This is a genomic window from Mesorhizobium sp. M0040 (assembly GCF_040323505.1).
GTDB lineage: Bacteria > Pseudomonadota > Alphaproteobacteria > Rhizobiales > Rhizobiaceae > Mesorhizobium.
Genome location: NZ_JAMYVA010000007.1, coordinates 20,768 through 46,398 on the forward strand (window position 1 = coordinate 20,768; position 25,631 = coordinate 46,398).

Genomic DNA, 25,631 nt, shown 5'->3' on the forward strand with positions numbered 1-25,631 from the left:
CATGCGTAAATGGAAAATCGCGCTGGGAACGGCCGTCGCCCTTGGGGCGATTTCGGTGGCGAGCGTTCACCTGCTCGACATGGGCAGCCTCAGCCTCAACGCCGGCACAGCCGGGGCGGCGACACCCAAGCCGGAAGCCTTTGTCATGCCGGTGCCGGTGGTGAGCGTCGTCAAGAAGACGATCCCGATCTATCTCGACTACGCCGCCCGGGTGGAGCCGATCCGCAGCATCACGCTGCAGGCGCGCGTGCCGGGTTATCTGCAGGAGCAGGTCGCCACCGACGGCAGCGACGTTGCGAAGGGCGACCTTCTCTACAAGATCGCGCCGGAGGATTTCCAGGCTGCCCTCGAGCAGGCGAAGGCGCAGGTCCAGCGCGACACGGCGACGCTCGACTATGCGCGCTCCAATCTCGGGCGCGGCAGCGAGCTCGCCAAGAGCGGCTATCTCGCCAAGGACGTGTTCGACCAGCGCACCAGCACCTTGCGCGGGGCACAGGCCTCGCTCGCCGTGAATCAAGCCGCCGTACGGACCGCCGAGCTCAATTTGAGCTACACCGAAATCCGTGCCCCGTTCGCGGGACGCATCGGTCGCAGCCAGGCTTCCGTCGGAACGCTGGTCAGCGTCGCCGGCACGGTGCTCAACACGTTGGTGCAACTCGATCCGATCTACGTCACCTTCAATCCGAGCGAAACGGACCTGGCCCAGATCGAGGAGGCCCGCGCCGCAGGACCGATCAGCGTCGACGTTCTGCTTCCCGGTGAAACGGAACCGCGCCAGAAGGGCGATCTTACCTTCATAGACAACACGATCGACCGCTCGACCGGCACGATCACGGCACGGGCGACGATCGGCAACGGCAAGTTCACGCTGCTCCCCGGCCAATATGTCCGCGTCCGGCTGCACGTCAAAGAGCAGCCCGATGCGCTGATGGTACCGCAGACGGCACTCGGCTCAGGCCAGCTCGGCAAATACCTCTATGTCGTCGGCAAGGACAACACGGTCGACCAGCGTATCGTTTCGCTCGGACCGACCAATGGCGATCAGGTCGCCATCTTGAGCGGTGTGGCCGAAGGCGACCGGGTGATTACCGGCAATCTGCAGAAGATCGGCCCGGGAATGCCGATCTCGCCGCTGCCCGAGAAACCGGCCACCTGATAACCCCCATCAGGTCCGGTCCCGCGGCGCCCTCGGCTCCCACGCCAAGGGCGCCGTTTTTGCTGATGTTTTCGACACGGCCGATTCAAGCCGTAGTGCGAACGGCGGCTCTGGCGACGATGGCAGCATAGAGGCGCTCTCCAACTGTGAAGGCAGTTTGTGGATCAGCAAACGAGACATCCATCCAGCCGACGGCTTGTCGCGGCCACACGTATCACTCGCGCGAACGCCCGCTTCGACCTGGATGGATGGACTGCTGGATTTAGGCGGCATAAGGCACCGTCTTCCAGGTCAAATCCTGGCGCAACGGTTTCGCCGGTCAGGCCGCCTGCAGGATCCGGATCCCATGGCGTCCGGTAAGCTCGATCACGCGGTTAATCATGCCAGCGGTCGGCGGGCCGGAGGGCGCGTCCTTGGATGCAGCCTCTTCGAAAAATGCGATCATCTGGTCGTCGACGATCGCCATGAAAATAACCGGCACGGGACCAGCATTGCGATAGCCATGGGGCGCGTTGCCCGGAATGGTGACGACATCACCGGGTTCCACCTCATATTCTTGCGCGACCCCATCGATCATTGTCCATATCGTGAGGGTGCCCTCGAGAATGCGGAAAATTTCCGCGGAAGGATGCGTGTGGGGCGGCGTGCCGCTTCCAGGAGGTACCGTGACGTCGATCACGTTGAGTGCCGTCCCAGCGAGCTTTGCCCGGACAGCGACCTGATCGCCCATCACCCAGAAGCCTTGAACCGAATCGGCCGGATGGACCGTCGCTTTGGTCTTATGCCAAGTCACTTGCTTTTTCCTTTCGAACAGCGCCTTGCTGCGATTTTGCCGCATTGAGCAAGGCGCGAATTGCCCAGGCGGCTGCCTCTCCGGCCTCACGGCCGGTAAGACCCCAGTAGTCTTTCATCGTCTGCCAGGCAGTGGCGCTGAACAGGAGCTGGATCACGGCCTCAAGCTGGCGCGCCGCCTTCGGGTCCATTCCGTTTGCGACTTGCGAAAGGCTGCTCTGAAAGGCACGTTGCCGCTCACCATTGGCTTGCAGGCGCATCTCGCGCCCGGTAGCGCTCGCATGCGAGGCTCTGACTACGCCTTCGATTGCGTCCAACGAGGCGAAAAGGTCGGGAGGAAGATCGATCAGATCCTGCTCCCGCTCAGGCCAGAACCGCACTCCCAGAGAGGCATTGGTGCTGGCCCAAAAGGCCTCCAAAAGCGCTTCCTTCGTCGGGAAATGGCGGAAGATCGTCCGTCGGTTTACGCCCGAAACCTCGGCAACCTCATCGAAGCCAAGGAGGCTGTACGGATTTTGCTCCAGAATCGTTCGAATGGACGCGAGGATGCGCTCGCGCGTGGCCTGCGCCTGCTCTGCCCGCAGCGGGCTCTCGTATTTCTGAGTCATCGTTTGTGAATTCATGTCACTGCTAGTGACACAAACCTTCCCAGTCGTCAATGGACATTGCGAAGGCTACGCACCGGGCCGTTTCCCGCTGCGAGAAGCCAGCTGACGCTCAGCGGCCGGGACCTAGTCGGCTTGCATGGCCAGGCTGGCTGAGGCCGGAAGGGCGCCAATGTCCTCCAGGATCGAGAATCCAGCTCTTGTTAGATTGTCGACAATCTGCTTGTCTTGCTTTCGGTTCCCTGGAGCAGCCGAATGGCAAAGCTGGATTTCAGTCCGATCGCGGATACGACACGCAGGGCCGAGATCGTGGGGCTGCTCCGGCGGGCGATCCTGACCGGCCAGCTGGAACCGGGACAGAAGCTCAACGAACTCAGGATTTCCGAGCAGATGCGGGTGAGCCGCGCGCCGCTGCGCGAGGCGATGCGCGAGCTGGTGCAGGAAGGCATCCTGACCAGCATTCCCTACGCCGGAACCTTCGTCATCAACGTCACCGCCAAGGACATCGACGACGCCTATTCGCTCAACAAGGTGCTCGACGAGTTCGCCATCGAGCGGACCTGGCCGGTTCGCGACCAGCGCTTCTTCGACGAACTCGACCGGCGCCAGGCGGCGGTGAAGCAGGCGACGCGCGACCTGGACACCACGCGACAGATCGAAACGGCGCTGCAACTGCATGGCCTGATCCACGAATGGGCCGACAATTCGGTGCTGCTTGAAACGTGGCAACGGCTGACCAGCCGGCTGCAGATGTATTTCGCGTTGCACCAGCGGGCGCGCAACGAGCCGGTGCCTGCCGTAGGTGCTCACGAGACCTATGTTCGGCTGCTCAAGGGCAGCGACATGCGCGCCGCACAGCGCCACGCCAAGGACCATATCGACCTGGATTTCGAAGAACTGCTCGCCTATGCGCGCGGGCTGGAACAGCGCGGCTCAAAGGGCGCCGGCGCCGATCGTGCCGGCCGACCTAGAGGCGGCTGAGCCCGACAAATTTGACGGACATCCCGGAACACAGACAACGGACAGAACACGTGCAGATCAAAACCATCAAGGCCTACCATGTCGTGCAGCCCTTCGTGGATGGGCCTTACCGCATGTCCAAGGGGCGTGTCGCCGATGCGTTCGACGCGGTGATCGTCGCCGTCATCGCCGACAGCGGGCTCACCGGCTGGGGCGAGATGGCGCCGCTTGGCAATTTCTATTCGCCTGCCTTCGCTGCGGGTACTCGCGCCGGCGTCGTCGAGATCGCGCCGCATCTCATTGGCCATGACCCACGCGGGCTTGCCAGTATCAACAGGCTGATGGACACGGTGTTCAAGGGCCATCCCTACGTCAAGTCGGCGCTCGACATGGCGTGCTCGGATCTTGCGGCGCGCGCCGCCGACGTGCCGCTGGTCACCCTGCTCGGCGGACGCGAGAGCGAGACGGCCGAACTCTACAAAGTCGTCACCCACGGCACGGTCGACGCGATGGCCGCACTCGCCAAGCGCATCGTCAAGGACGGCTTTCATCGGCTGCAGGTCAAGGTCGGCGGCAACGTCCATGACGACATCGAACGCGTCACAGCCGTTGCCGCCGCGGTGCCGAAGGGCACCGTCATTTTCTGCGACGCCAATGCCGGCTGGACCCCTTACCAGGCGCGCCAGTTTGTGGATGCGACGCGCACCATCGACTACACGTTCGAGCAGCCCTGCACGACCATCGACGAATGCCTGTCGGTGCGCCGCTCGCTCGACAAGCCGATGGTGCTCGATGAATCCGTCGCCTCGCTGGACGATATGCTCGACATCCACCGCAAGGGCGCCGCCGACGGGCTGACGCTGAAGATCTCGCGCCTCGGCGGCGTTACCAAAACGCGCCAGATCCGCGACCTTGCCGTCGACCTCGGCTTCATGATCACGGTCGAAGACACTGGCGGCGCCGAGATCGACACATCGGCGATGGCGCATCTGTCGCTGTCGACGCCGGAGGAGCGCCGGCTGCACGCCATCGCCTTTCACGAATGGGTGACGGTGCGCACCGCATCCAACATGCCGCCGGTTTCGGGAAGCCGTATGGGCATTCCGGATGGGCCGGGCCTCGGCATCGATGTCGTTCCCGGCCTGCTTGGTGCGCCCTTCTTCGAAATCGGCAGCTGAGCTGCAACAAGGCTGCACCCAATCAACCTGAATATGGCGCGTCCTTCTGACTGCGGAGGCACGGCCGTGTGGATTGACCGCTCATCCAATCGTCTTCGGCCGATTGCAGAGCGACAATGCCCAATTGCCGGTTGAAATATTTTTCATTTGCAAATAGAAATGTTCAAAACGTTGATTTGGACGCTGCGGCGCGTCAGGAACTGGAGGAAGCGACATGTCCCATCCGCAATTTGCAGCGGAACTTCTGCAGCGCGCTGAACAGCAGGGGCCGATCACCATCGGGCTTGCCGGCGCCGGACAGATGGGCACCGACATCGTCGTCCAGGTGGCGCTGATGCCGGGCATGCGGATCGGCGCCATTTCCGAAGTCAGGCCGCAGGCAGCGATCGACGCGGCGCTGCTCGCTGGCCATGACCGTTCCGACATCGTGCAGGCCGGCAATGCGGCCGCGATCGACCGCGCCATCGAGGCCGGCAAGATCGCGGTGACCGAAGACTTGCATGCGCTGGCGGCGGCCGGCCGGATCGACGTCATCATCGACGCGACGGGCAATCCCAATATCGGCACGCTGTTCGCGCTGGAAGTGATGAAGAACGGCAAGCACATCGTCATGCTCAATGTCGAGGCCGACATCACCATCGGCCGCTTCCTCAAGGAGGAGGCACGCAAGGCTGGCGTCGTCTATACCGGTGCCGCCGGCGACGAGCCGGCCTGCACGCTGGAGATCATCGGCTTTGCCAAGAGCCTCGGCTTCAACATCATCGCCGCCGGCAAGGGCAAGAACAATCCGCTGAAGATCGACGCCAAGCCGGCCGACTACGAGAAGGAGGCGGCCGAGCGCAACATGAATGCGCGCATGCTGGTCGAATTCGTCGACGGCTCGAAGACGGCGATCGAGATGGTGGCGATCGCCAATGCGACCGGCCTAGTGCCCGATGTGCCGGGCATGCACGGCCCGACCGCGACGCTGGAGGAGTTGGCCAGCGTGCTTTGCCCGCGCGAGGATGGCGGCGTGCTGCATCGCAAGGGCGTGGTCGATTACTCGATCGGCAAGGGTGTGGCGCCCGGCGTGTTCTGCATCATCGAGACCCGGCATCCGCGTGTGCTGGAGCGCATGATCGACCTCAAGGTCGGCAAAGGCCCCTATTTCACGATCTTCCGGCCCTATCATCTGACCAGCCTGGAAGTGCCGCTGTCGGCGGCGCGCGCGGTGGTCTACAAGCGGGCCGACATGGAGCCGCTCGACCATCCTGTGGCCGAGGCGGTGGCGGTCGCCAAGAGCGATCTTGGCGTTGGCCAGTCGCTCGGCATGATCGGCGAGAATGACTACCGCGGCTTCGCCATGACCTGGGGGGATGCGCGCGCCCGCGGCGCCCTGCCGCTCGGCCTTGCCGAACGCGCCAAGGTGGTCAAGCCGCTCAAGACCGGCGACTTCCTGACCTATGAAAATTGTGTACCCGACGATTCGATGGTGATAACCCAGATCCGCCGCCGTCTCGACCAGTCGGACGGACGGTTCGTTACAAACGCAGCCTGACCCCGCCGGATCTCCGCCTGATGGACGATGTCGTAATCGGGATCGACGCCTCGACCACGGCCGTGAAGGCGATTGCCTTCGCGCGCGACGGCGAGGAGCTGTTCCAGGCGCGCGAGCCGTACCCGCTTTCAAATCCGAAGCCCGGCCATTTCGAGCAGGACGCCGAACAGTGGTGGACGGCGCTGCTTGGCGCATTGAAGCAGGTCACCGAGGCGGTCGGCGCTACGCGGGTGGCGGCGATCTGCATCGCTCACCAGCGAGAGACCTTCACGCTGGTGGACAGCGCCGGCAAAGCACTCATGCCGGCGATCCTGTGGCTCGACGAACGCGCCCGGCCGCAGGTTATCAGGCTTTCGGCCGAACTCGGCCGCGAGGCGATCCGCGACTGGAGCGGCAAGCCGCCGGACCCGACGCCGGCGCTCTACGCCATTGCCTGGCTTGCCGAGCACCAGCCGCAAGTGCTTCGCCAGGCAGCGGCACTGGTCGACGTGCACGGTTTCTTCGTCCAGCGGCTGACCGGGCGATTGGTCACCAGCACCGCAAGTGCGGATCCGCTCGGGCTGCTCGACGTCGAGAAAGGTACCTGGCATCCCCGCCTCGTTGCGGCCGCCGGACTGCAGATGGAGCAATTGCCCGAGCTGGTCGCGCCAGGCGTGGTCTGCGGCAGTCTTTCCGCAAGCATAGCGCAGCTGACCGGCCTGAGGGCCGGCACGCCGGTCGTTGCCGGCGCTGGGGACGGCCAGGCGATGGGCCTCGGCATGGGCGTCTACGGCGAGGGCAAGAGCTATCTCTCGCTCGGCTCCGGCGTGGTCAGCGGCTGCTATTCCGGCAAGGTGAAAACCTCGGACGCCTTTCGTACGCTGGTCTCGCCGACCGGCTCCGGTTTCATGCTGGAGACCGTGCTGCGCTCGGGCATGCAGCTGGTCGACTGGATCGTGCGAACCACCGGTTCGCCCTCGGCGGCAGCGCTGGAGAAAGTGGCGCTGGATGTTGCCGCGGGCAGCGAGGGCCTGCTCATCATGCCCTATTGGGCCGGCGTCATGAGCCCGTATTGGGACGGTGCGGCGCGCGGCGCCATTGTCGGCCTGTCGCTCGATCACCGGCCGGAGCATCTCTTCCGCGCTGTCCTGGAAGGCATCGCCTTCGAGCAGGCCGTCGCCACCGAGGCCATGGAAGCCCAGGCCGGCGGACCGGCGGCGATGATTGCCGCCGGCGGCGGCACCAATTGCGCGCTGCTAATGCAGATCATGGCAAGCGTGCTCGAGCGGCCGCTCTCGGTTTCGCCGGTCAACGAAGCCGCCGCACTCGGCGCTGCCATGCTGGCGGCAGCGGCTGTCGGCTGGTTTGCCTCGCCGGAAGCCGCAGCAGAGGTAATGGCTGCCGCTCCCACCAGGCATGTCGATCCGGTCGACGGGCTTGTCGCCGCCTATCGCAGCCGCAAGGAAATCTACCGCGACCTTTATCAGGCGACGCGCGACATCCACACCCGCCTCAGCGCTCTCGGCGAAATCTAGCGGTTGAGCAGGCCCTTGGCCGCGTCTTCGTCGGTGATCAGAACCGAAACCTTGGTGTTGGCGAGCGCAGCCCGCATTACCGCTACCTTCTCGCTGCCTCCCGACACCAGGATGATGCTCGGGATATCCGACAGATCCTGCAGCGGATAGGCGCAGACGCGGCGGTTGACCTCGTGGTCGACCGGGCGGCCCTCGGCGTCGATGAAATGACACAGAATATCGCCGACGGCACCGGCCGCCTGCAATTCCTCGAGTTCGCTTGGCTTGATGAAGCCGTAATTGGCGATCGGGCTGTCGTTGGAAAACGAGCCGACGCTGAGCACGGCGATGTTTGCCCGGCGTGCACGGAAGACGACGTCCTGAACGCTGCGCTGGCTCATGAAAGCGTCGCGCTGCTCCGGCCTGTCGGCATAGACCGGCACCGGCAGCAGGAAGCACTCCGCACCGATCTTTTCGGCGAAATCCCAGGCGCTTTCTGTCGGGTTGAGCGGCTGGGCATGGGTGAGGCCGCCAAGCATCGAAACCACCGTCGTCCTGGCGATGGGCCGCCGCGGCAATTCATTGATGGCGAATTTCAGTGTCCGCCCCCAGCCCAGTGCGATGACATCGCCGGCATTCACATGGTCGGCCAGGTAGGCGGCGGCGGCGTGGCCGATCATCAGCGGCGCGTTGCTTCGGTCGGCCGCCGACGGCACCACAACAGCCTGGCTGAGCCCGAACCGCTGCTTGAGGCTTTCCTCCAAAATCACGCATTCGACGACGCTGTCGCGGATGCGAAACTGGACGACACCCTCTTCGCGGGCGGCGGAGAGAATGCGATGCACCTTGATGCGGCCGACGCCGAGAATTTCGGAAATCCGCTCCTGTGTAAGACCCTCGACATAATAGTGCCAGGCGGCGCGGGCCTTGAGTTCGGCGTCGGGGAAGCGCGAGGCTCTTTCGTTCTCTACGATCGTCATCTGATTGCCTTGCCGCAGCCGCCGGCTCTGCTCATGATATTCCAATCCGGCGACTTCGAAATGCCCAAGATTTCCGAGACCTTGCGTAAGGCAAACCGGCGGACAGCGCAAACCCGTCGTCGAATGAAGCGGCAGGCCTTGACAATTTTCCGACGAACAGTTTAGCTGAACAAAATTGCATGTTAAAGATAAATTGTTCACAGGGAGGGGCCTGGTGAACAAAGTGGCCCGGTGATGCAGCGCCGGACTGCTGTGGAGGAGACAAAGTGGCTGTGAGCAACGACGCAAGCAATTTGAAGGCAGGCGAGTTGAAGGCAGGCTCTGGCGCGCAGGCTACGGCGGGCGCAAAGTTTTCAGCCGTCTTTGCCGGAACCATGGGTCCGCTGATCGGGCTGGTTCTGCTGTGCCTGGCGCTCTCGCTGACGACCGACACCTTCCTGACCATCCGCAACATCCTCAACGTGCTCGACCAGGTCACTGTGCTCGGCATCATGGCGATCGGCATGACGCTGGTCATCCTGATCGGCGGCATCGACCTGTCCGTCGGCTCGGTGCTGGCGCTGGCTTCCATGGTGATGGGCTTCGTCGCCCATCCGGACTATCTCAATCTCGGCCTGCCGGCCGGCATCGCCGCAGCCCTCGTCGTCGCCGGCCTTTGCGGGCTGGTTTCGGGCCTGCTGGTGACGGTCACCAAGCTGCCGCCCTTCATCGCCACGTTGGCGATGATGTCGGTGGCGCGCGGCCTCGCCAACATGATCACCGACGGCTCGCAGATCGTCGGCTTTCCCGACTGGTTCACCAGCCTGTCGATAATCCGCCATTTCGGATTCCTGTCGGTCACCGTCGGGCTGATGATCGTGCTTGCCGTCATTTTCGCGATCTTCCTGAATTATCGCGCTACCGGCCGTAGCCTGTACGCAATCGGCGGCAGCGCCGAAGTCGCCCGGCTGTCCGGCATACCAGTCAAGTCGCTGACAAACTGGGTTTATGCGATCTGCGCCGTGCTGGCCGGTCTCGCCGGCATCGTGCTTGCCGCCCGGCTCGATTCCGTCCAGCCGAGCTCCGGCCTTGGCTACGAACTCGACACCATCGCGGCGGTGGTGATCGGCGGCGCCAGCCTGTCGGGCGGCGTCGGTTCGATCGGCGGCACAGCCATCGGCGTCCTCATCATCGGCGTGCTGCGCAACGGGCTGAACCTGCTCGGTGTCTCGCCCTTCATCCAGCAAGTGGTTATCGGCGTGGTGATCGCGCTGGCGGTGGCCACCGACACGTGGCGGCGCCGAGCACAATGAAGAAATGGGGCACAATGAAGAATTGGGCTCAATGAGATTCGCCCCGATATTCGGGCGAAAACGGATCGGTGATCCGAAACTGGGAGTTGTTCGGCCAAGGGGCGCCGCGATGCGCGGGCAGGACAGATTGAACATCAACGGAGGAATAAACATGCTGACCAAACGTTCATTGCTGCTTGCCGCCGCGGCCGTCATCCCGCTGCTTGGCCTGTCCGACATGGCCTCGGCCAAGGAGGCCAAAAAGCTCGGCCTCGCCGTCGCCAATCTGCAGGCCGACTTCTTCAACCAGATCAAGCAGTCCGTCGAAGCCTACGGCAAGGAAAAGGGCATCGAGGTCGTTACCGTCGACGCCAAGGGCGATTCGGCGACCCAGGTCAGCCAGGTGCAGGACCTGATCACGCAGAACATCGATGCGCTGATCTATATTCCAGCCGGCGCCACCGCCGCCACCGTGCCGACCAAGACCGCCAAGGCTGCCGGCATCCCAGTCGTCAATGTCGACCGCAACGCCGATGGCGCGCCCGGCGATACTTTCATCGCAACCAACAGCGTGGCATCGGCCAAGGCGGTTTGCGACTACATCGCCAAGCAGGCCGGCGGCAAGGGCGAGCTGATCATCATCCACGGCCAGAAGGGCACGACGCCCGAAGTCGACCGCTCGAAGGGCTGCGGCGAAGCGCTGAAAGGCTATCCCGACATCAAGGTTGTCGGAGAATTGTGGAGCGAAGGCTGGCACCAGGACGAAGGCTTCAAGCTGACGCAGGATTTGTTGCAGTCGCACCCCGACGTGTCGATCGTCATCGGCCAGGCCGACGCGCTGGCGCTCGGTGCGGCGCAGGCGGTCAAGGTCGCCAATCCCGGCCACAAGGTCTGGGTTGCCGGCTTCGACGGCGACGTGGCGGCGCTCAAAGCTCTGAAGGACGGCGTCTTCGACGTGACCGCGACGCAGCAGACCCAGGGCATGGGCCGGCTCGCCGTCGATGCGGCAATCAAGCTGGTGGCCGGCGAGACCATTCCCGCCGAACAGCTGCAGGATGCGACGCTGACCACCAAGGACAATGTCGAGCAGTTCATCGCCAAGCATCCCTGATTGAGACCAGTCCGGCAGTCGACGAGCACAACGATGTCCACCGATCCTCGCCACACGCACAGCCCCCATAACGGGCTCGTCGTCAGCGGCCTCTGCAAAAGCTACGGGCCGGTGCAGGTCCTGGCCGATGCGAGCTTCGAGGTGCGGCCGGGCGAGGTCGTGGCGCTGCTTGGCGAAAACGGCGCCGGCAAGTCGACTGTCTCGAACATCATCGCCGGGTCGACGAAACCCGATGCCGGCACCATCACCTGGCGGGGGAACGCTTATTCCCCCGCCAATCCTGCCGCGGCGATCGACGCCGGCATCGGCATGATCCACCAGGAGCTGAAGCTCTTGCCCGATCTGTCGGTCGCGGAAAACGTCTATGTCGGGCGCCTGCCGATGCGTGGCGGCCGCATCGACCGCGCGGCAATGAATGCACGGGCATCGGCCCAGTTGAAGCGCCTCGGCCTCGATGTCTCGCCCGAGCGCAAGGTGCGCACGCTGCGTATCGCCGCCCAGCAGCAGGTCGAGATCGCCAAGGCGCTGACGCTCAATGCCGAGCTGCTGATCTTCGACGAACCAACGGCAGCCCTTGGCGGCGAGGAAACGGAGCTCCTGTTCCAGCAGATCCGCAAGCTCAAGGCGGAAGGCATGTCCTTCATCTATATCAGCCACCGGCTGGACGAGATCGCCCAGATCGCCGATCGCGTGGTGGTGATGCGCGACGGGCGCATCGTCGCCCGGCACGAGCGCGCCGACATTCCGGTGCGCACTGTCGTCGAGCAAATGGTCGGCCGCAGTGTCGAGCGGATGTTCCCTACGGTATCGGCGCCGGGCAACGACACGCTGCTCGAGGTCGAGAACCTGTCCTCGCCGGAACGCAGCTTTCAAAATGTCAGTTTTTCAGTGCGGGCCGGCGAAATCCTCGGCATTGCCGGGCTGATCGGCGCCGGACGCACGGAGCTGGTGCGGGCGATCGCCGGTGCCGATCCGATCTCATCGGGATCGGTGCGCGTCGCCGGCAAGCCGGTGCATCTCAATGGCCCGGCGGCGGCGATCAAGGCCGGCGTCGTCCTGGTACCGGAAGACCGCAAGGCGCAGGGCGTGGTGCTCGACCAGACGATCGGCGAGAACCTGGCGATCGGCAATTTCGACCATGTCGCGCCGAATGGCTGGGTGTTCCCGAAGGCGGTGCAGAAATTCGCCGAGGCCGGCATTCGCCGGCTCGGCGTCAAGGGCCGGCCGAACCAGGCGGTCAGCAAGCTCTCCGGCGGCAACCAGCAGAAGGTGATCATCGCCAAATGGGTGTCGCGCCCGCCCAAGGTATTCATCCTGGACGAGCCGACGCGCGGCATCGACGTCGGTGCACGCGCCGCGATCTATGATGTCATCGCCGACCTTGCCCGCTCCGGCATGGCGGTGGTGGTGGTGAGCTCCGACCTCGAGGAAGTTCTCGGCCTGTCGCATCGCGTGCTGGTGCTGAGCCGCGGCCGGCAACGCGGCATTCTCGACCGCAGCGAAGCAAGCAATATCGCCGTGATGGAACTCGCCACGAGCTAGGAACAGCCCATCGAAACAAAGCGCAGCAGGTGGTATCCTCCCGGGCACCAGACCGCGCGGGGCGCCAGCAACAGAGTTGGCGCCCCTTTATTTCCGGAGGACGGCGGTTGGAGCAGAGGGACCGACGATGAAATTATTCGACCTTTATGGTGACGTGGCACTTGTGACAGGCGCCGGCAGCGGCATCGGGCAGGCAATCGCCATTGGGCTGGCCGAGGCCGGCGCCGACATAGCCTGCTTCGGCCACGCCTCGAAAGGCGGGCTGGAGGAGACCGCGCACCGGATCACGGCACTCGGCCGCAAGGCGCTGGTGCTGAACGGCACGGTGACTTCAGAGGCCGATCTCGCGGCCGCGATCGAGCGTACGGAGATGGAACTCGGCGCGTTGACCATCGCCGTCAATAATGCCGGCGTCGCCGGAGCTGAACCGGCAGAGATGCTGTCGCTGGAGAAATGGCAGAAGCTCTATGACGTCAATGTCAGCGGCGTGTTCCTGTCCTGCCAGGCCGAGGCCCGCGCCATGCTGACGCGGCGCAATGGCTCGATCATCAACATCGCGTCGATGTCGGGCTCGATCGTCAATCGCGGCCTGACCCAGGCGCATTACAATTCGTCGAAGGCCGCGGTGATCCACATGTCGAAGAGCCTCGCCATGGAATGGGCCGATCGCGGCCTGCGCGTCAATGTCGTCAGCCCCGGCTACACGCTGACGCCGATGAACAAGCGGCCGGAGGTCGCCGACCAGGTCAGGATCTTTGAGCGCGACACGCCGATGGGCCGCATGGCGGCGCCGGAAGAGATGGTCGGCCCGACCGTGTTCCTGGCCAGCCGCGCCTCGAGTTTCGTCACCGGCATCGACCTGATCGTCGATGGCGGCTTCGTCTGCTGGTAGGAGAAAAGATGCAGAAGCGATTCCTGGGAAAAACGGCGGTCATCACCGGCGCCAGCGGCGGCATTGGCGCGGCAATGGCCAGGCGCTTCGCGGCGGAAGGTGCCGCGGTCGTTGTCAGCGCCATCGACCCGCGCGTCGAAGAGGTCGCCGCCGATCTCAAGGCTACGGGCGCCAGGGTCGCATCGATGCGCATGGACGTGACGAAGAAGGACGAAGTCGTCGCGCTCTACGACCTGGCCGAGCAGGAGTTCGGCCGCGTCGATATCTCCGTGCAGAATGCCGGTGTCATCACCATCGCCAGGATCGAGGCGATGACCGAGGCCGAATGGGACAAGGTGATGGCGGTCAACACCAAGGGCGTGTTCCTGTGCTGCCAAGAGGCGATCGCGCGCATTCGCAAGCATGGCGACGGCGGCCGGCTGATCAACACCGCATCCGGCCAGGCGCGGCAGGGCTTTATCTACACGCCGCATTATGCGGCCTCGAAATTCGGCGTCGTCGGCGTCACCCAGAGCCTGGCCAAGGAAGTGGCCAAGGAGAAGATCACCGTCAACGCGATCTGCCCCGGCATCATCGACACCGATATGTGGGCCTATAACGATGCCGCATGGGGCAAGTTGATGGGCGACTACAAGCCCGGCGAGCTGATGGCCGAATGGGTGAAGAACATCCCGATGGGCCGCGCCGGCAGCGGCGAAGATGTCTCCGGCCTGGTCAGCTTTCTGGCCAGCGACGATGCGGCCTACATCACCGGCCAGACCATCAATGTCGATGGCGGCCTGATCATGTCGTGAGCGGCGGCGCGGGCCAACGTACCATCCACCGGGATCTGAAAGCCCCTTCGCTGCGTTCAGACCGGTCGGCCGGCCCGTGCCAATCCATGCTCCACGAGCCGGTCGATGATTTCGGAATAGCTGACGCCGCTCGCCGCCATTGCCTTGGAATACATGCTGATATCGGTGAAGCCGGGGATGGTGTTGATTTCATTGACCAGGAATTGCATGTCCGGTGTCAGGAAAAAGTCGACGCGCGCCATCCCGTCACAGCCGACGGCTCTGAAAGCCCTTGCGGCCACGTCCCGCATGGCTGCCTCGACCTCCGGCGGCAGATCGGCCGGCACTCTTAGCGCCGCGCCGTTCTCGTCGATGTATTTGGCATCGTAGCTATAGAAATCGTGGCTTTCAGCCGGCACGATCTCGCCTGGCCGCGAGACGAACAGGTCGCCTGCCGGATCCTCCAGCACGCTACACTCGATCTCGCGCCCACGAACGAATTCCTCGGCCAACAGCTTGCAATCGTGCCGGAAGGCTTCAGCAAGCGCTCCATCGAATTCCTGGCTGGCATGGACTTTTCCGACGCCGACAGACGATCCCTGACGCGCCGGTTTGATGAAGAACGGCAGGCCGAGTTCGCTTTCCAGTGCAGCGAGGGCGGGCGCCGCACCTTCATGGATCGTCACTGAGCGCGCGATTGGCAGCCCCGCCGCTTCCAGGAGCCGTTTGGCGATGTCCTTGTCCAGCGCGGTTGCCGAACCCAGGATGCCGCAGCCGGCGAGCGGCACCCGAGCCACCTCGGCCATCCCCTGCACCGAGCCGTCTTCCCCGTGGAGGCCGTGCAGGACCGGAAACAGGATGTCGATCTTCGGCAGGTCATAGGGCGTGCCGTCGGCCGGGATCGCCATCATCCGTCCGTGCCCGCCCGGAACCAGGCAAACTTCCAAACCGCCCGCAGGCTTTGCGAGCGTACCATCCTGGAAGCTGCTCAGCAGCCACTGTCCTTCGCGCGTGGCGAAGATTGGGACGGCATCGTATTTGGCGGGCAGCAGCGCACGCATGACATTGGTTGCTGAAAGCACCGAAACGTCATGCTCGGCGGAACGTCCGCCAAAGAGCACGGCGATGCGCAGTCTGTTCAAGGAAGAGGTCTGCTGCATTGTATCGGTACCCTGACCTCGCGGCTCGCATACGGGATGACCGGCAACCTTGGCTTTTTTCGAACCGATCTGCGGGTCCATGTAAAAAGACGGGCCGTGAAATTGGCACCGGCGTTAATCGTTGCGCGACGTGAACGTTGGTATATATAATTTCATCCCATGAAAGTGGCTCTGGGCGAGTTGCCGAGCCAACAGCCGAGATCATGGGACTTTGATGGTTTGCCCCTCAAGACCGGCGATCGATCCGTGGATGACTGCCTTGGCAGCAATCCTTCGGCAGTCATGACGCGGCCGGTCCCGCCACATCTTCACCAATTTGGGCACCACCCCCGTTTTGCGCCGGCATCCGCTTCGGCAGCATTGTGGCGCCTACGGCCTTGCGCAACGACCAGCTGTTCCAACACAATCAAAAAAGACGCAAGAAGGGAACTAACGATAACGTCCACCAGAGCTTGACAGGAGAACAAGCATGTCACTTCGGAGCATGATTTCGAATTTCTCAATGGGAGCCTTAACACTTGCCGCAGCCGCACTGACATCTTCGGCCTATGCGGCAGCGCCGGAATCCAACGACCCGATCAAGATCGCACTGTTCGATTGGACCAGCGTCAATCTGAACGCCAAGATCCTCGGCGGCATCCTCGAAAAGCTCGGCTATACCGTCGAGTATCCGACCGCCGACTATCTCTCCAGCCTGACCACCGGCCTGACCAAATGGCGACATCGATGTCGGCCTGGAATTCTGGGACACGACGGCCGGCGAGGCGATGAAGGCCTCGGACGCGACCGGCCAGACCGAACGCCTCGGCAAGCTCGGACCCAAGGCCAAGGAAGAATGGTGGTTTCCCGAATATATGAAAGAGAAATGCCCCGGCCTGCCGAACTGGGAAGCGCTGAAAGATCCGAAATGCGCCGAGGCCTTTTCGACGGCCGAAACCACACCGAAGGGGCGCTATCTCGGCGGCCCGGTGACATGGGAAGGTTTTGACGACGAACGCGTCGAGGCGCTGAAACTGCCCTTCACCGTCATCCATGCCGGAACCGATGCGGCGATGTTCGCCGAACTGGACTCGGCCTATCAGCGCAAGGCGCCGATCATGCTGTGGATCTATTCGCCGCATTGGGCGCCGGCCAAATACAAGGGCGAATGGGTCGAATTCCCCGACTATACGACAGAGTGCTACACCGACCCGAAATGGGGTGTGAACCCCGACGCGAAATATGACTGCGGCAAGCCGCATGGCGAGATCTGGAAATATTCCTGGGCCGGCATGAAGGACAAATGGCCTGTCGCCTACAAGGTCGCGAAAAACTACACGGTCGACACCGACGAGCTCAACAAGATGAGCGGCGAGATCGATCTCGAAGGCAAGACGCCGGAAGACGTCGCCGCCGCCTGGATCGCCGCCCACGAAGCCGACTGGAAAGCCTGGGCCGAGTGACCGTCTGACTGGAAATCCGACGACCCGGCCATCCGTGGCCGGGTCTCGATCCCGTGTTCCAGAAGGACGATCGCATGACCGATACGATTGAACAGGCGGCGAAAGCGGGCAACGACGCCCGCCCGATAAAGCTTGCCTGTCGCAATGTCTGGAAGCTGTTCGGGGCGGACGCGGCCGATTTCATCCGCCGGCGCGACGGCAAGGCCAGCCTGGCGGACATCGCCGCTGCCGGACTGGTTGGCGCGGTGCGCGCCGTCGATCTCGAAATCCGCCAGGGCGAGATCTTCATCATCATGGGACTTTCGGGGTCAGGCAAGTCGACGCTGGTGCGCTGCATGTCGCGGCTGATCGAGCCGACCCACGGCAAGGTCGAGTTTGAAGGCAAGGACCTGCTCAAGATTTCCGATGCCGCGCTGATCGAGCTGCGACGCCACCGCATGGGCATGGTGTTCCAGAATTTTGCCTTGCTGCCGCATCTCAACGTACTGGAGAACATTGCCTTCCCCCTCGGCATCCAGGGGCAGGACCGGCCGACGCGCGAGGCGCGCGCGCGGGAAGTGATCGAGCTGGTCGGCTTGCGCGGTCGCGAGCATTTCTATCCGCGCGAGCTTTCCGGCGGCCAGCAGCAGCGTGTCGGCATCGCCCGCAGCCTCGCCACGAAGCCGGAAATCTGGTTCCTCGACGAGCCGTTCTCGGCCCTCGATCCGCTGATCCGCCGTGAGATGCAGGACGAGCTGATGCGGCTGCAGACCATGCTGCACAAGACCATCGTCTTCATCACCCATGATTTCGACGAGGCCATTCGGCTGGCCGATCGTATCGCCATCATGAAGGACGGCCAGGTCATCCAGATCGGCACGCCGGAAGAGCTGGTGGTCAACCCGGCGACCGACTATGTCGCCGAATTCACCCGCGACGTCGACCGCGCCAAGGTGATCTCGGCGCGCAGCCTGATGCGCGCCTGCGACGGCGCCGAGTACGGCGGCACGGTCGCGCCGGATGCCAAGATATCAAGTTTTTCGGCAGATATCGTCTCTGCCGGCAAGCCCTTCGCTGTGGTCAACGGCACCGGCAAGCCGATCGGCGAAGTCACGCCGCAGGCGGTGATCGATCTTCTCGCCGGCATCGAACGTCGTGGGGCCGGCGCATGACAGTCACGGCAAGCGCCAGCGCAGCGAGGCCCCGGCCGGTTCAAACCTGGCTGGCGATCTGGGCCTGCGCGCTCGCCGCCGTGCTTATCGTCTTCCTGCTGCAGGAAAGCCTGCCCTGGGCGGTCAATTACCCGGCCGGCGCGATCGTTCCTGTCGCAGACTGGGTCGGTGCGCTGATGAACTGGGTGAAGTCGAACTTCTCCTGGCTGACCCGCTCGATCACCGCGGTGCTCGGCGTGCCGCTCGATTTCGCGCTCGGTCTTCTGGCCAAGAATTTCAAGATCGGCCATGGCGCGGATATGATCGTCTTGCCGTGCCTGTCCTGGGTCGGCGTCTGCGCTGCCGCCTATCTTGCCGGGCGCGCCGCCGGCGGCTGGAAGCCGGGTGCGCTGGCCGGCGGCTGTTTTCTCTACATCGCGCTGTTCGGGCAGTGGGCCAGCGCCATGCTGACGCTGGGCTTGATCTCGATCGCCGTGCCGTTTTGCATTGTCACCGGGCTGTTCGCCGGCATCTGGGCATGGCGCAAGCCTTGGGCGGAGAGGTTGTTGATCTCCCCTGCCCTCGATCTAATGCAGACGATCCCGACCTTCGCCTATCTGATCCCGATGCTGCTTCTGTTCGGCAACAGCCCGGTCTCGGCAATGATCGCGACGGCAATTTTCGCGACGCCGCCAATGGTGCGGGCGACGATGCTCGGCCTGTCGCGGGTGCCGTCGGAGATCGACGATTTCAGCGAGATGGCCGGCTGCACGGCACGGCAGAAGCTGTGGCGGGTGCTGTTGCCGTCGGCGCGGCCGACATTGATGGTCGGCGTCAACCAGGTCATCATGCTGGCGCTCAATATGGTGATCATCGCCTCGATGATCGGTGCCGGTGGGCTCGGCTATGACGTGCTTTTGGCGTTGCGCGCGCTCAAGGTCGGTGAGGCCATGGAAGCTGGCCTCGCCATTGTCGCGCTGGCAATTGCACTCGACCGGCTGAGCCAGGCGATCGCGCACAATCACGCCAAGGGCAATGTCCGCCATCAGGCCAGCACCAGTTTCTGGCGACGCTATCCCAATCTGACGCTGGCCGTCGCCATTCTCGCCGCCACCACGCTGCTCGGCCTGTTCGTGCCGGCCTTTGCCGCGGTGCCGAAAGCCATCACCTTGACCACCGCGCCTTTGTGGAAGGCGGCGGTGAACTGGATCACCATCAACTTCTTCGACACGATCGAAGCATTCCGCGTGGTGCTTATCCTCAATGTGCTCAACCCGGTGCGCGCCTTCTGCGAGGGCTTTCCGTGGCTGGGCGCGGTGTGTCTCCTCGGCCTTGCCGGCTACCAGCTCGGCGGCTTGCGCCTCGCCGCCCTGGTCGCGGCATTGACAGCGTTCTGCGCCGCCACCGGACTTTGGGAAAAGACCATGGCGACGGTCTATTTGTGCGGCATCTCGGCCTTTATCGCCTGCCTGATCGGCATCCCGATCGGGCTGATCGCATCGCGCAGCGACCGCTTCGAAAAGATCATCACGCCGGTCATCGACACGCTGCAGGTGCTGCCGTCGTTCTGCTTCATCATTCCGGTGGTCATGCTGTTCAGGGTCGGCGACGTCACCGCGATGATCGCCACCGTCGCGTTCGCCGTGGTGCCGGCTATCCGCTATACCAATCACGGCATTCGACAGGTGCCGCCGGCGCTGATCGAGGCGGCGAAGGTTTCGGGCTGCACCAGGCGCCAGACCTTCTTTCGCGTGCAGCTGCCGCTGGCGTTGCCCGAGATCATGCTCGGCGTCAACCAGACCATCCTGATGGCGCTGGCGATGATCATCATCTGCGCCATGGTCGGCACGCGCGATCTCGGCCAGGAGGTGTTCATCGCCCTGTCCAAGGCCGATTCCGGTCGCGGCATCGTCGCCGGCCTGGCCATCGCCTTCATCGGCATCGTCGCAGACCGGCTGTTCAACGCCTGGACGGCGAAGGCTCGGGCAAGGCTGGGATAGTCCGGAATAGGACGGCCTCAGGAAGCTGCCGCCAAGCGCGCCGTTAACGAGGCACCGATCCCTACGCCTAAAGACATAGCCATTCGGGATTATTGCTCGTTTTTGCCTCACATCGTACGGCTGCCATGGGACGGGTAGGCTCAACAGGAGAGCGGATAATGTCTAAACGCGTTCCCTTTACTACTGATGATCTAGCAGATCATCAGTGGGGTATCGATGACGCCCTCACAGGCGATCCGAATACGAATATCTTGACCGGCGACGCTGGCGGCAGCCTGCTCGATTTCTCAAGGGGCGGCAATGACACCTTTACGGAAACCGCACCGTCGACCTACACCTTCTACGGCGACGCGGCTCGGAGCTTGTTCAATTTTGCTCGGGGCGGTGACGATACCTTCACCACGGGGCTGTCATCCTCCACCACCACTGCCTTTGGTGACGCGGGCGACGATATGTCGGACCATAGCAGGGGCGGCAACGATACCTTCAACAGTGGAGTGGCAAGGCAGGTAGTCGATACCTTCTATGGTGACGCCGGCGGCAAGATGTTCGGCTATGCCCGTGGCGGGGATGACACTTTCCTGACCAGCACTGTACAAGGAGCTACCCACACCTTCTACGGTGATGCGGGCGGCGAAATGTCGGATCACAGCAAGGGCGGCAACGACACCTTCCAGGGCTCCAGGCAGGCCACGAACACCTTCTTCGGTGAGTCCGGCAGCAACATGTCCGGCAATGCCCAGGGCGGCGACGACAGCTATACGAGCCGGACCGACTCGCTCAACACTTTCTACGGCGATGCCGGCGGCGATATGTCGGGCAACAGCAAGGGCGGCAACGACACCTTCACGGGTGCCTTCTTTTCCACCAGCACTTTCTTCGGCGATGCCGGCGGTGACATGTCGGACCATGCTCAAGGCGGCGACGACCATTACACGGATCTGGGTGGGGCGATCCCGAACAAAACCCTCTTTGGCGATGCGGGCGGTGATCTTTCCGGTTTTGCCAAAGGCGGCAACGACAACTTCACGAGCGCTGGTGGCTCCCAGATAAGCTTCTACGGTGACGCGGGCGCCAACATGTCCGACCACGCTCGCGGTGGCGACGACGTGGCCGTGCTGCAAGGCACTCATAATTTGGGGTATGGCGATGCGGTCACGATGCTCGGCAGCGTTGTGAGCGGCAATGATTTCCTGACCGGCGGCGACAGGAACTCCGGTCCGGATGTTCTAAGCGAGTTGTACGGCGACGCCCTCGCTATGTCCGGTTCCGCCAGGGGCGGCAACGACATTCTTACCGGGGGCCACAACAGCGAAAGCGGCCAGGTCCGCAACTTCCTGTGCGGCGACGCTCTACAAATGTCCGGTTCGGCTCTGGGCGGAAACGATACCCTGTACGCCGGGAGCGCGGCACCCGGCTGCACCGTCATCAACGACATGTGGGGTGACGGGCAACTGAGCGAACTGGCTCAGGGCGGCAGAGATCAATTCATATTCAAGGACGATGGTTCAATGACGGTCGGAACCCAAAACACCATCTACGACTTCAGCCAGACACAAGGCGACACTATCGTGTTTAGTGGCGTGGAGGGTGTGCAATCATTCGATGATCTTACTATTTCGCAAAGTGGAACCAGCACCATCATTACCGCGGGAGCCGATCAAGTTACTCTCGCAAACTTTACGAGCCCGCTGGCGGCGAGTGACTTTTTGTTCGCCTGAAAGCGAAGCTCTTATCGCATTCGAAGAGGGGGAATGCGTGAGAATTCGTTGAGCATCGTCGCGCGGCCGGTCGCCCCAATAATGCTCGACCGGCCGATCGACAATCCCAGCCGCAAGTATGGATCAAGCGGCCAGGAATCTCTCGGTCAAACGAGCCCAGAGCGCTGCGCCGACGGTCAGATTGCCGTCGTTGAAATCATATTTCGAGCTGTGCAGGATGGCTGAATCCTCGCCGTTTCCGAGGCGCAGGAAGCAACCGGGTTTGTGTTCGAGGAAATAAGAAAAATCTTCGCTGCCGGGGATCAACGGGCAGACGGACACCTTGTCCTGACCGACGAGTTCGACAGCGATGTCTGTCGCAAAGGACGTCTCGCGCTCGGAATTGACGACCACCGGGTAGCCGCGCTCGTAATCGATCTCGACCGTTGCGCCATGCGCCTGCGCCACAAGTGCTGCGATATTGCGAATACGCTGCTCGAGCGTGTCGCGGATCTCGGCCGAGAAGGAGCGGACGCTCAGCGTGATTTCGGCGTGTTCCGGGATGACGTTGGAGGCCGTGCCTCCGTGAATCGTGCCGACGGTGACGACAGCCGTCTCGATCGGGTTGACGTTGCGCGACACAACCGTCTGCAGGGTCATGACGATGTTGGCGGCAGCGACGATCGGGTCGACCGTCAGGTGCGGACGCGAGGCGTGGCCGCCGCGCCCGGCGATCCTGATGGTGACGGTATCGCTCGCTGCCATCAGCGGCCCGGCGCGCATCAGGAACGAACCCGTCGGCGCGCCCGGGTGGTTGTGCAGCCCGAATATCGCATCGCAGGGAAAGCGCTCGAACAGGCCGTCGGCGATCATCGCCTGCGCCCCGCTTCCCTTGCCGGCTTCCTCGGCCGGCTGGAAGATAAGGTTCACCGTGCCGTTGAAATGCCGTGTGCGCGCCAGGTATTCGGCGGCGCCGAGCAGCATCGTGGTGTGGCCGTCATGACCGCAGGCGTGCATCTTGCCGCTGGCCTGGCTGGCATAAGGGAGATTGGTAGCTTCGGTGATCGGCAGGGCGTCCATGTCGGCACGGATGGCGATGCTGCGGCCGCTGCCCTGGCGCAAGCGGCCGACAACGCCGAGCCCGCCGACATTGCGCGTCACCTCATAGCCCCAGCTTTCGAGCCGTTCGGCAACGTATGCAGCCGTTTCGTGCTCCTGGAATGAAAGCTCGGGATGCGCGTGCAGGTGCTGGCGGGCCGCTGCAAGCTCGGCGGCCTTGTCGGCGAAGTCGGAAATATCGGCGAACTGGTTGGAGGTCTTTGGCATAGGAGGTCCTTTGCCGGCCCAATAGGCAAATCGCGCCGGCTTTGCTGTTAGATGAAACGGCTTAAGAAAGCCCGCGTGCGCGGGTGCCTGGGTTTAGCGAGAACCTCGTCCGGAGGCCCGGCCTCGATCACATTACCGTCGTCCATGAACACCACCCGATCCGCCGCTTCGCGGGCGAACCCGATCTCATGCGTGACCACCATCATGGTCAAGCCCTGCCTGGCGAGATCGCGCATGGTGGCGAGCACCTCGCCGACCAGCTCCGGATCGAGCGCCGACGTCGGCTCGTCGAAGAGCATCAATTTCGGGCGGATGGCGAGCGCACGGGCGATGGCGACGCGCTGCTGCTGGCCGCCTGAAAGCTGGCGCGGATAGGCGTCGATCTTGTCGGCAAGACCGACACGGGTCAGCAGTTCGCGGGCGTAGCCGATCGCCTCCTTGCGGTTCTCCCGGTGAACGCCGACCGGAGCCTCGATGACGTTCTGCAGGGTCGTCATGTGCGGATAGAGATTGAACTGCTGGAACACCATGCCGATCTTGCGCCGCTGCGCGGCGATCGCGCGGTCGGAAAGCTTGTCGAGGCGGCCGTCGTGCAACCGGTAACCGATCTGCTCGCCGTCCACCTCGATCGACCCCTGGTCGATCGCCTCGAGATGATTGATGCATCGCAGGAAGGTCGACTTTCCGGAGCCGGACGGTCCGAGAATGACCACCACCTCGCCAGGCGCGACGTCCAGATCGATGCCCTTCAGCACCTCGAGCGGGCCGAAGGCCTTGTGAACGTTGCGCGCCCGGACCAGGGGCGTGTCATGCGCGCTCATTGGCGGCCTCCAGGGTGGCGGTCGCCGTCTTCTCGCGCGCGCCGCGGTCGCCGCGGCTGTAGTGGCGTTCGATCGCGCCTTGCGCGACATTGAGGACCGAGGTGATCAGCAGGTACCACAGCACTGCAACCATCAGCAGCGGAATGATTTCGAAGGTGCGGTTGTAGATCGACTGCACCGAGTAGAGCAGGTCGGCCATGGCGATGACGCTGACAAGCGACGTCGCCTTGATCATGCTGATCAGCTGATTGCCGGTCGGCGGCACGATCGACCGCATGGCCTGCGGGATGATGATGCGCCGCAAGGCCCGCGCGCGGGTCATGCCGAAGGCTTCAGCCGTTTCGGCCTGTCCCTTGTCCACCGACAGCAGCCCGCCACGGATGATCTCGGCCATGTAGGCGGCCTCGTTCAGCGCCAGACCAAGAACGGCGGCCGTCAAAGGCGTGATCAGGTCGTTGGTGTTCCAACTGGCGAAGCCAATGGAAATGCGCGGAAACAGCGTCGAAAGGTTGTACCACAGGATCAATTGCACCAGCAGCGGCGTTCCCCGGAAGAACCAGATGAACAGGCCGGAGAGAAGGGATGCCAGCCTATCGTTCGACATGCGCGCGATGGCGAGCAGCAGGCCGAGCACGATACCCAGGATCATCGCCACGACCGTCAGGCCGAGCGTTACGGAAAGCCCCTGCATGACCGTCGGATCGAAGAAATACTGGGCGACGACCGGCCAGCCGAAATTCGGGTTGACTGCAACGATATAGGCGAAGCCGGCTGCCACGGCGACGGTGAACGCCCAGAGCGCCAGCCGGACGAGCGGAAACGGCCGGTGGGCTCGTTTGACGTCGCGCAGCGCGTCGTCGGGACGTCGCGGCAGCCCGGCCGCGTAGGCAGCGGTGGCGTCGGTCATGGCAGCCTCTACTGGCCCTGGTTGATGCCTGGCGCATCGATCATGTTCTTCTCGAGACCCCACTTCTTCATGACCGCGGCGTAGGTGCCGTTCTTCATCAGGATCTTGAAGGCGTCGAGCAGCACGCCGCCCAGCGGCGAGCCCTTCTTGACGACGGCGCCTTGATAGATGTCCTTGAAGCCGTTGGCCTGGCCGACCCCGGCGAGTTCCAGCTGGCCCTTCGCCGCTCGACGAAATAGGTCAGCGGCGCCTGCGAGGAGAAGAATGCGTCGGAGCGTTTCGACCGGACGGCCAGTATCGAGCTTGGCTGGTCGGTGAAGGATTGCACCTCGACGGCCGGCTTGCCGCCCTCGGTGCATTTCTGCGCCTGCTGCTTGATGACCTTTTCGGCCGAGCCACCCGACATGACGGCGATGCGCTTGCCGCACGCGGTGTCGAGCGAGGTGATGCCTTGCGGGTTGCCCTTCTCGACGGCGAAGACGACGTATTCGCGCACCCAATCGATGAAGTGGTTGGATTTCTGCCGGTCGGGATAGTCGCCGACAGGCCCCATCGCGAACTGATAACGGCCGGCATTGATGCCGCTCAGCAAAGCCGGCAGGCCGGCGACCGAGGCATGATCGATCTCGACACCGAGCAGCTGGCCGATGGCGTCGGAAATGTCCCTGGTCGCCCCCGACAGTTCGGTGCCGGTGACGATCTCATAGGGCGGGAACGAGCCGTTGTTGACGGCTGTGATCTTTCCCGCCGTGCGGATCTCTTCCGGCAGCCGGGCCTGCAAATCCTCGTTCACCGATTGCTTCTGGATATCCTGGGCAAAGCTGGCCTGCGCCAGCATGGTGACGAGCGAGGCGA

General features: G+C 63.4%; 20 protein-coding genes and 2 pseudogenes. 14 read left to right on the plus strand and 8 right to left on the minus strand.

Annotation, left to right across the window (positions count from 1 at the left end):
* Position 1 precedes the first annotated feature (1 nt).
* Positions 2–1,156: an efflux RND transporter periplasmic adaptor subunit gene (locus NKJ91_RS08545; protein ID WP_352455171.1), complete on the plus strand. Its 1,155-nt coding sequence runs from the start codon at positions 2–4 to the stop codon at positions 1,154–1,156.
* Positions 1,157–1,475: 319 nt separating this feature from the next.
* On the opposite strand, the gene NKJ91_RS08550 is transcribed toward NKJ91_RS08545, so the two are convergent.
* Positions 1,476–1,994, minus strand: a complete 519-nt coding sequence (locus tag NKJ91_RS08550) for a cupin domain-containing protein (RefSeq protein WP_084640922.1) — start codon at positions 1,992–1,994, stop codon at positions 1,476–1,478.
* On the minus strand, positions 1,936–2,556 hold the full coding sequence (locus NKJ91_RS08555) for a TetR/AcrR family transcriptional regulator (RefSeq protein WP_352455172.1): 621 nt from the start codon (positions 2,554–2,556) through the stop codon (positions 1,936–1,938). Before NKJ91_RS08555 ends, NKJ91_RS08550 begins: the two co-directional genes overlap by 59 nt.
* Positions 2,557–2,808: 252 nt before the next feature.
* On the opposite strand from NKJ91_RS08555, the gene NKJ91_RS08560 reads away from it, so the two are divergent.
* The 4 genes from NKJ91_RS08560 (at position 2,809) to NKJ91_RS08575 (ending at position 7,742) form a co-directional block, all read left to right on the plus strand.
* Entirely contained in the window at positions 2,809–3,534 is a 726-nt protein-coding gene (locus NKJ91_RS08560; protein WP_352455173.1) for a GntR family transcriptional regulator, read from the plus strand.
* Between the two features lie 50 nt (positions 3,535–3,584).
* Entirely contained in the window at positions 3,585–4,691 is a 1,107-nt protein-coding gene (locus NKJ91_RS08565) for a mandelate racemase/muconate lactonizing enzyme family protein (protein WP_352455174.1), read from the plus strand.
* 214 nt (positions 4,692–4,905) lie between these two features.
* Complete coding sequence (locus tag NKJ91_RS08570) at positions 4,906–6,228, plus strand: NAD(P)H-dependent oxidoreductase (RefSeq protein ID WP_352455175.1); 1,323 nt, start codon at positions 4,906–4,908, stop codon at positions 6,226–6,228.
* Between the two features lie 20 nt (positions 6,229–6,248).
* Positions 6,249–7,742, plus strand: a complete 1,494-nt coding sequence (locus tag NKJ91_RS08575; RefSeq protein ID WP_352455176.1) for a xylulokinase — start codon at positions 6,249–6,251, stop codon at positions 7,740–7,742.
* Here the strand turns inward: NKJ91_RS08575 and NKJ91_RS08580 are convergent.
* Positions 7,739–8,701, minus strand: a complete 963-nt coding sequence (locus NKJ91_RS08580; protein WP_031211026.1) for a sugar-binding transcriptional regulator — start codon at positions 8,699–8,701, stop codon at positions 7,739–7,741. The two genes, NKJ91_RS08575 and NKJ91_RS08580, sit on opposite strands and share 4 nt — an antisense overlap.
* A 308-nt stretch (positions 8,702–9,009) precedes the next feature.
* On the opposite strand from NKJ91_RS08580, the gene NKJ91_RS08585 reads away from it, so the two are divergent.
* The 5 genes from NKJ91_RS08585 to NKJ91_RS08605 all read left to right on the plus strand — a co-directional run bounded on the left by NKJ91_RS08585 (position 9,010) and on the right by NKJ91_RS08605 (position 14,311).
* A complete protein-coding gene (locus tag NKJ91_RS08585) occupies positions 9,010–9,993 on the plus strand; it encodes an ABC transporter permease (protein ID WP_502903563.1) in 984 nt (327 codons plus the stop codon).
* 151 nt (positions 9,994–10,144) lie between these two features.
* Positions 10,145–11,083: a sugar ABC transporter substrate-binding protein gene (locus NKJ91_RS08590; RefSeq protein ID WP_023674026.1), complete on the plus strand. Its 939-nt coding sequence runs from the start codon at positions 10,145–10,147 to the stop codon at positions 11,081–11,083.
* A gap of 33 nt (positions 11,084–11,116) precedes the next feature.
* The gene (locus NKJ91_RS08595) at positions 11,117–12,625 is read left to right on the plus strand and encodes a sugar ABC transporter ATP-binding protein (protein ID WP_352455178.1); all 1,509 of its coding nucleotides are present in this window, start codon (positions 11,117–11,119) and stop codon (positions 12,623–12,625) included.
* Positions 12,626–12,752: 127 nt separating this feature from the next.
* Positions 12,753–13,517, plus strand: a complete 765-nt coding sequence (locus NKJ91_RS08600; protein WP_352455179.1) for an SDR family oxidoreductase — start codon at positions 12,753–12,755, stop codon at positions 13,515–13,517.
* Positions 13,518–13,525: 8 nt separating this feature from the next.
* On the plus strand, positions 13,526–14,311 hold the full coding sequence (locus NKJ91_RS08605) for an SDR family oxidoreductase (RefSeq protein WP_352455180.1): 786 nt from the start codon (positions 13,526–13,528) through the stop codon (positions 14,309–14,311).
* Positions 14,312–14,367: 56 nt separating this feature from the next.
* Here NKJ91_RS08605 and NKJ91_RS08610 read toward each other — a convergent pair whose 3' ends face one another.
* Positions 14,368–15,450: a D-alanine--D-alanine ligase family protein gene (locus tag NKJ91_RS08610; RefSeq protein ID WP_502903562.1), complete on the minus strand. Its 1,083-nt coding sequence runs from the start codon at positions 15,448–15,450 to the stop codon at positions 14,368–14,370.
* A gap of 469 nt (positions 15,451–15,919) precedes the next feature.
* Between NKJ91_RS08610 and NKJ91_RS08615 the strand changes: the two are divergent.
* The 4 genes and pseudogenes from NKJ91_RS08615 (at position 15,920) to NKJ91_RS08630 (ending at position 21,743) form a co-directional block, all read left to right on the plus strand.
* Positions 15,920–16,892 (plus strand): annotated as a pseudogene (locus NKJ91_RS08615) (ABC transporter substrate-binding protein).
* Between the two features lie 74 nt (positions 16,893–16,966).
* Positions 16,967–18,043, plus strand: coding sequence for a quaternary amine ABC transporter ATP-binding protein (locus NKJ91_RS08620; protein ID WP_352455182.1), 1,077 nt, complete (start codon positions 16,967–16,969; stop codon positions 18,041–18,043).
* Positions 18,040–20,022, plus strand: a complete 1,983-nt coding sequence (locus NKJ91_RS08625) for an ABC transporter permease (RefSeq protein WP_352455183.1) — start codon at positions 18,040–18,042, stop codon at positions 20,020–20,022. Before NKJ91_RS08620 ends, NKJ91_RS08625 begins: the two co-directional genes overlap by 4 nt.
* A gap of 158 nt (positions 20,023–20,180) precedes the next feature.
* The gene (locus NKJ91_RS08630) at positions 20,181–21,743 is read left to right on the plus strand and encodes a hypothetical protein (protein WP_352455184.1); all 1,563 of its coding nucleotides are present in this window, start codon (positions 20,181–20,183) and stop codon (positions 21,741–21,743) included.
* Positions 21,744–21,866: 123 nt separating this feature from the next.
* Here the strand turns inward: NKJ91_RS08630 and NKJ91_RS08635 are convergent, their stop codons facing one another.
* The 4 genes and pseudogenes from NKJ91_RS08635 to NKJ91_RS08650 all read right to left on the minus strand — a co-directional run bounded on the left by NKJ91_RS08635 (position 21,867) and on the right by NKJ91_RS08650 (position 25,614).
* Complete coding sequence (locus tag NKJ91_RS08635) at positions 21,867–23,048, minus strand: M20 aminoacylase family protein (RefSeq protein WP_352455185.1); 1,182 nt, start codon at positions 23,046–23,048, stop codon at positions 21,867–21,869.
* A gap of 47 nt (positions 23,049–23,095) precedes the next feature.
* Entirely contained in the window at positions 23,096–23,869 is a 774-nt protein-coding gene (locus NKJ91_RS08640; protein WP_352455186.1) for an amino acid ABC transporter ATP-binding protein, read from the minus strand.
* Positions 23,856–24,776 carry an amino acid ABC transporter permease gene (locus NKJ91_RS08645; protein ID WP_352455187.1) on the minus strand — a complete coding sequence of 307 codons (921 nt, stop codon included), beginning with the start codon at positions 24,774–24,776 and terminating at the stop codon, positions 23,856–23,858. The genes NKJ91_RS08640 and NKJ91_RS08645 overlap by 14 nt, the downstream gene beginning before the upstream one ends.
* Positions 24,777–24,784: 8 nt before the next feature.
* Positions 24,785–25,614: pseudogene (locus NKJ91_RS08650) on the minus strand (ABC transporter substrate-binding protein).
* Between the last annotated feature and the right edge of the window lie 17 nt (positions 25,615–25,631).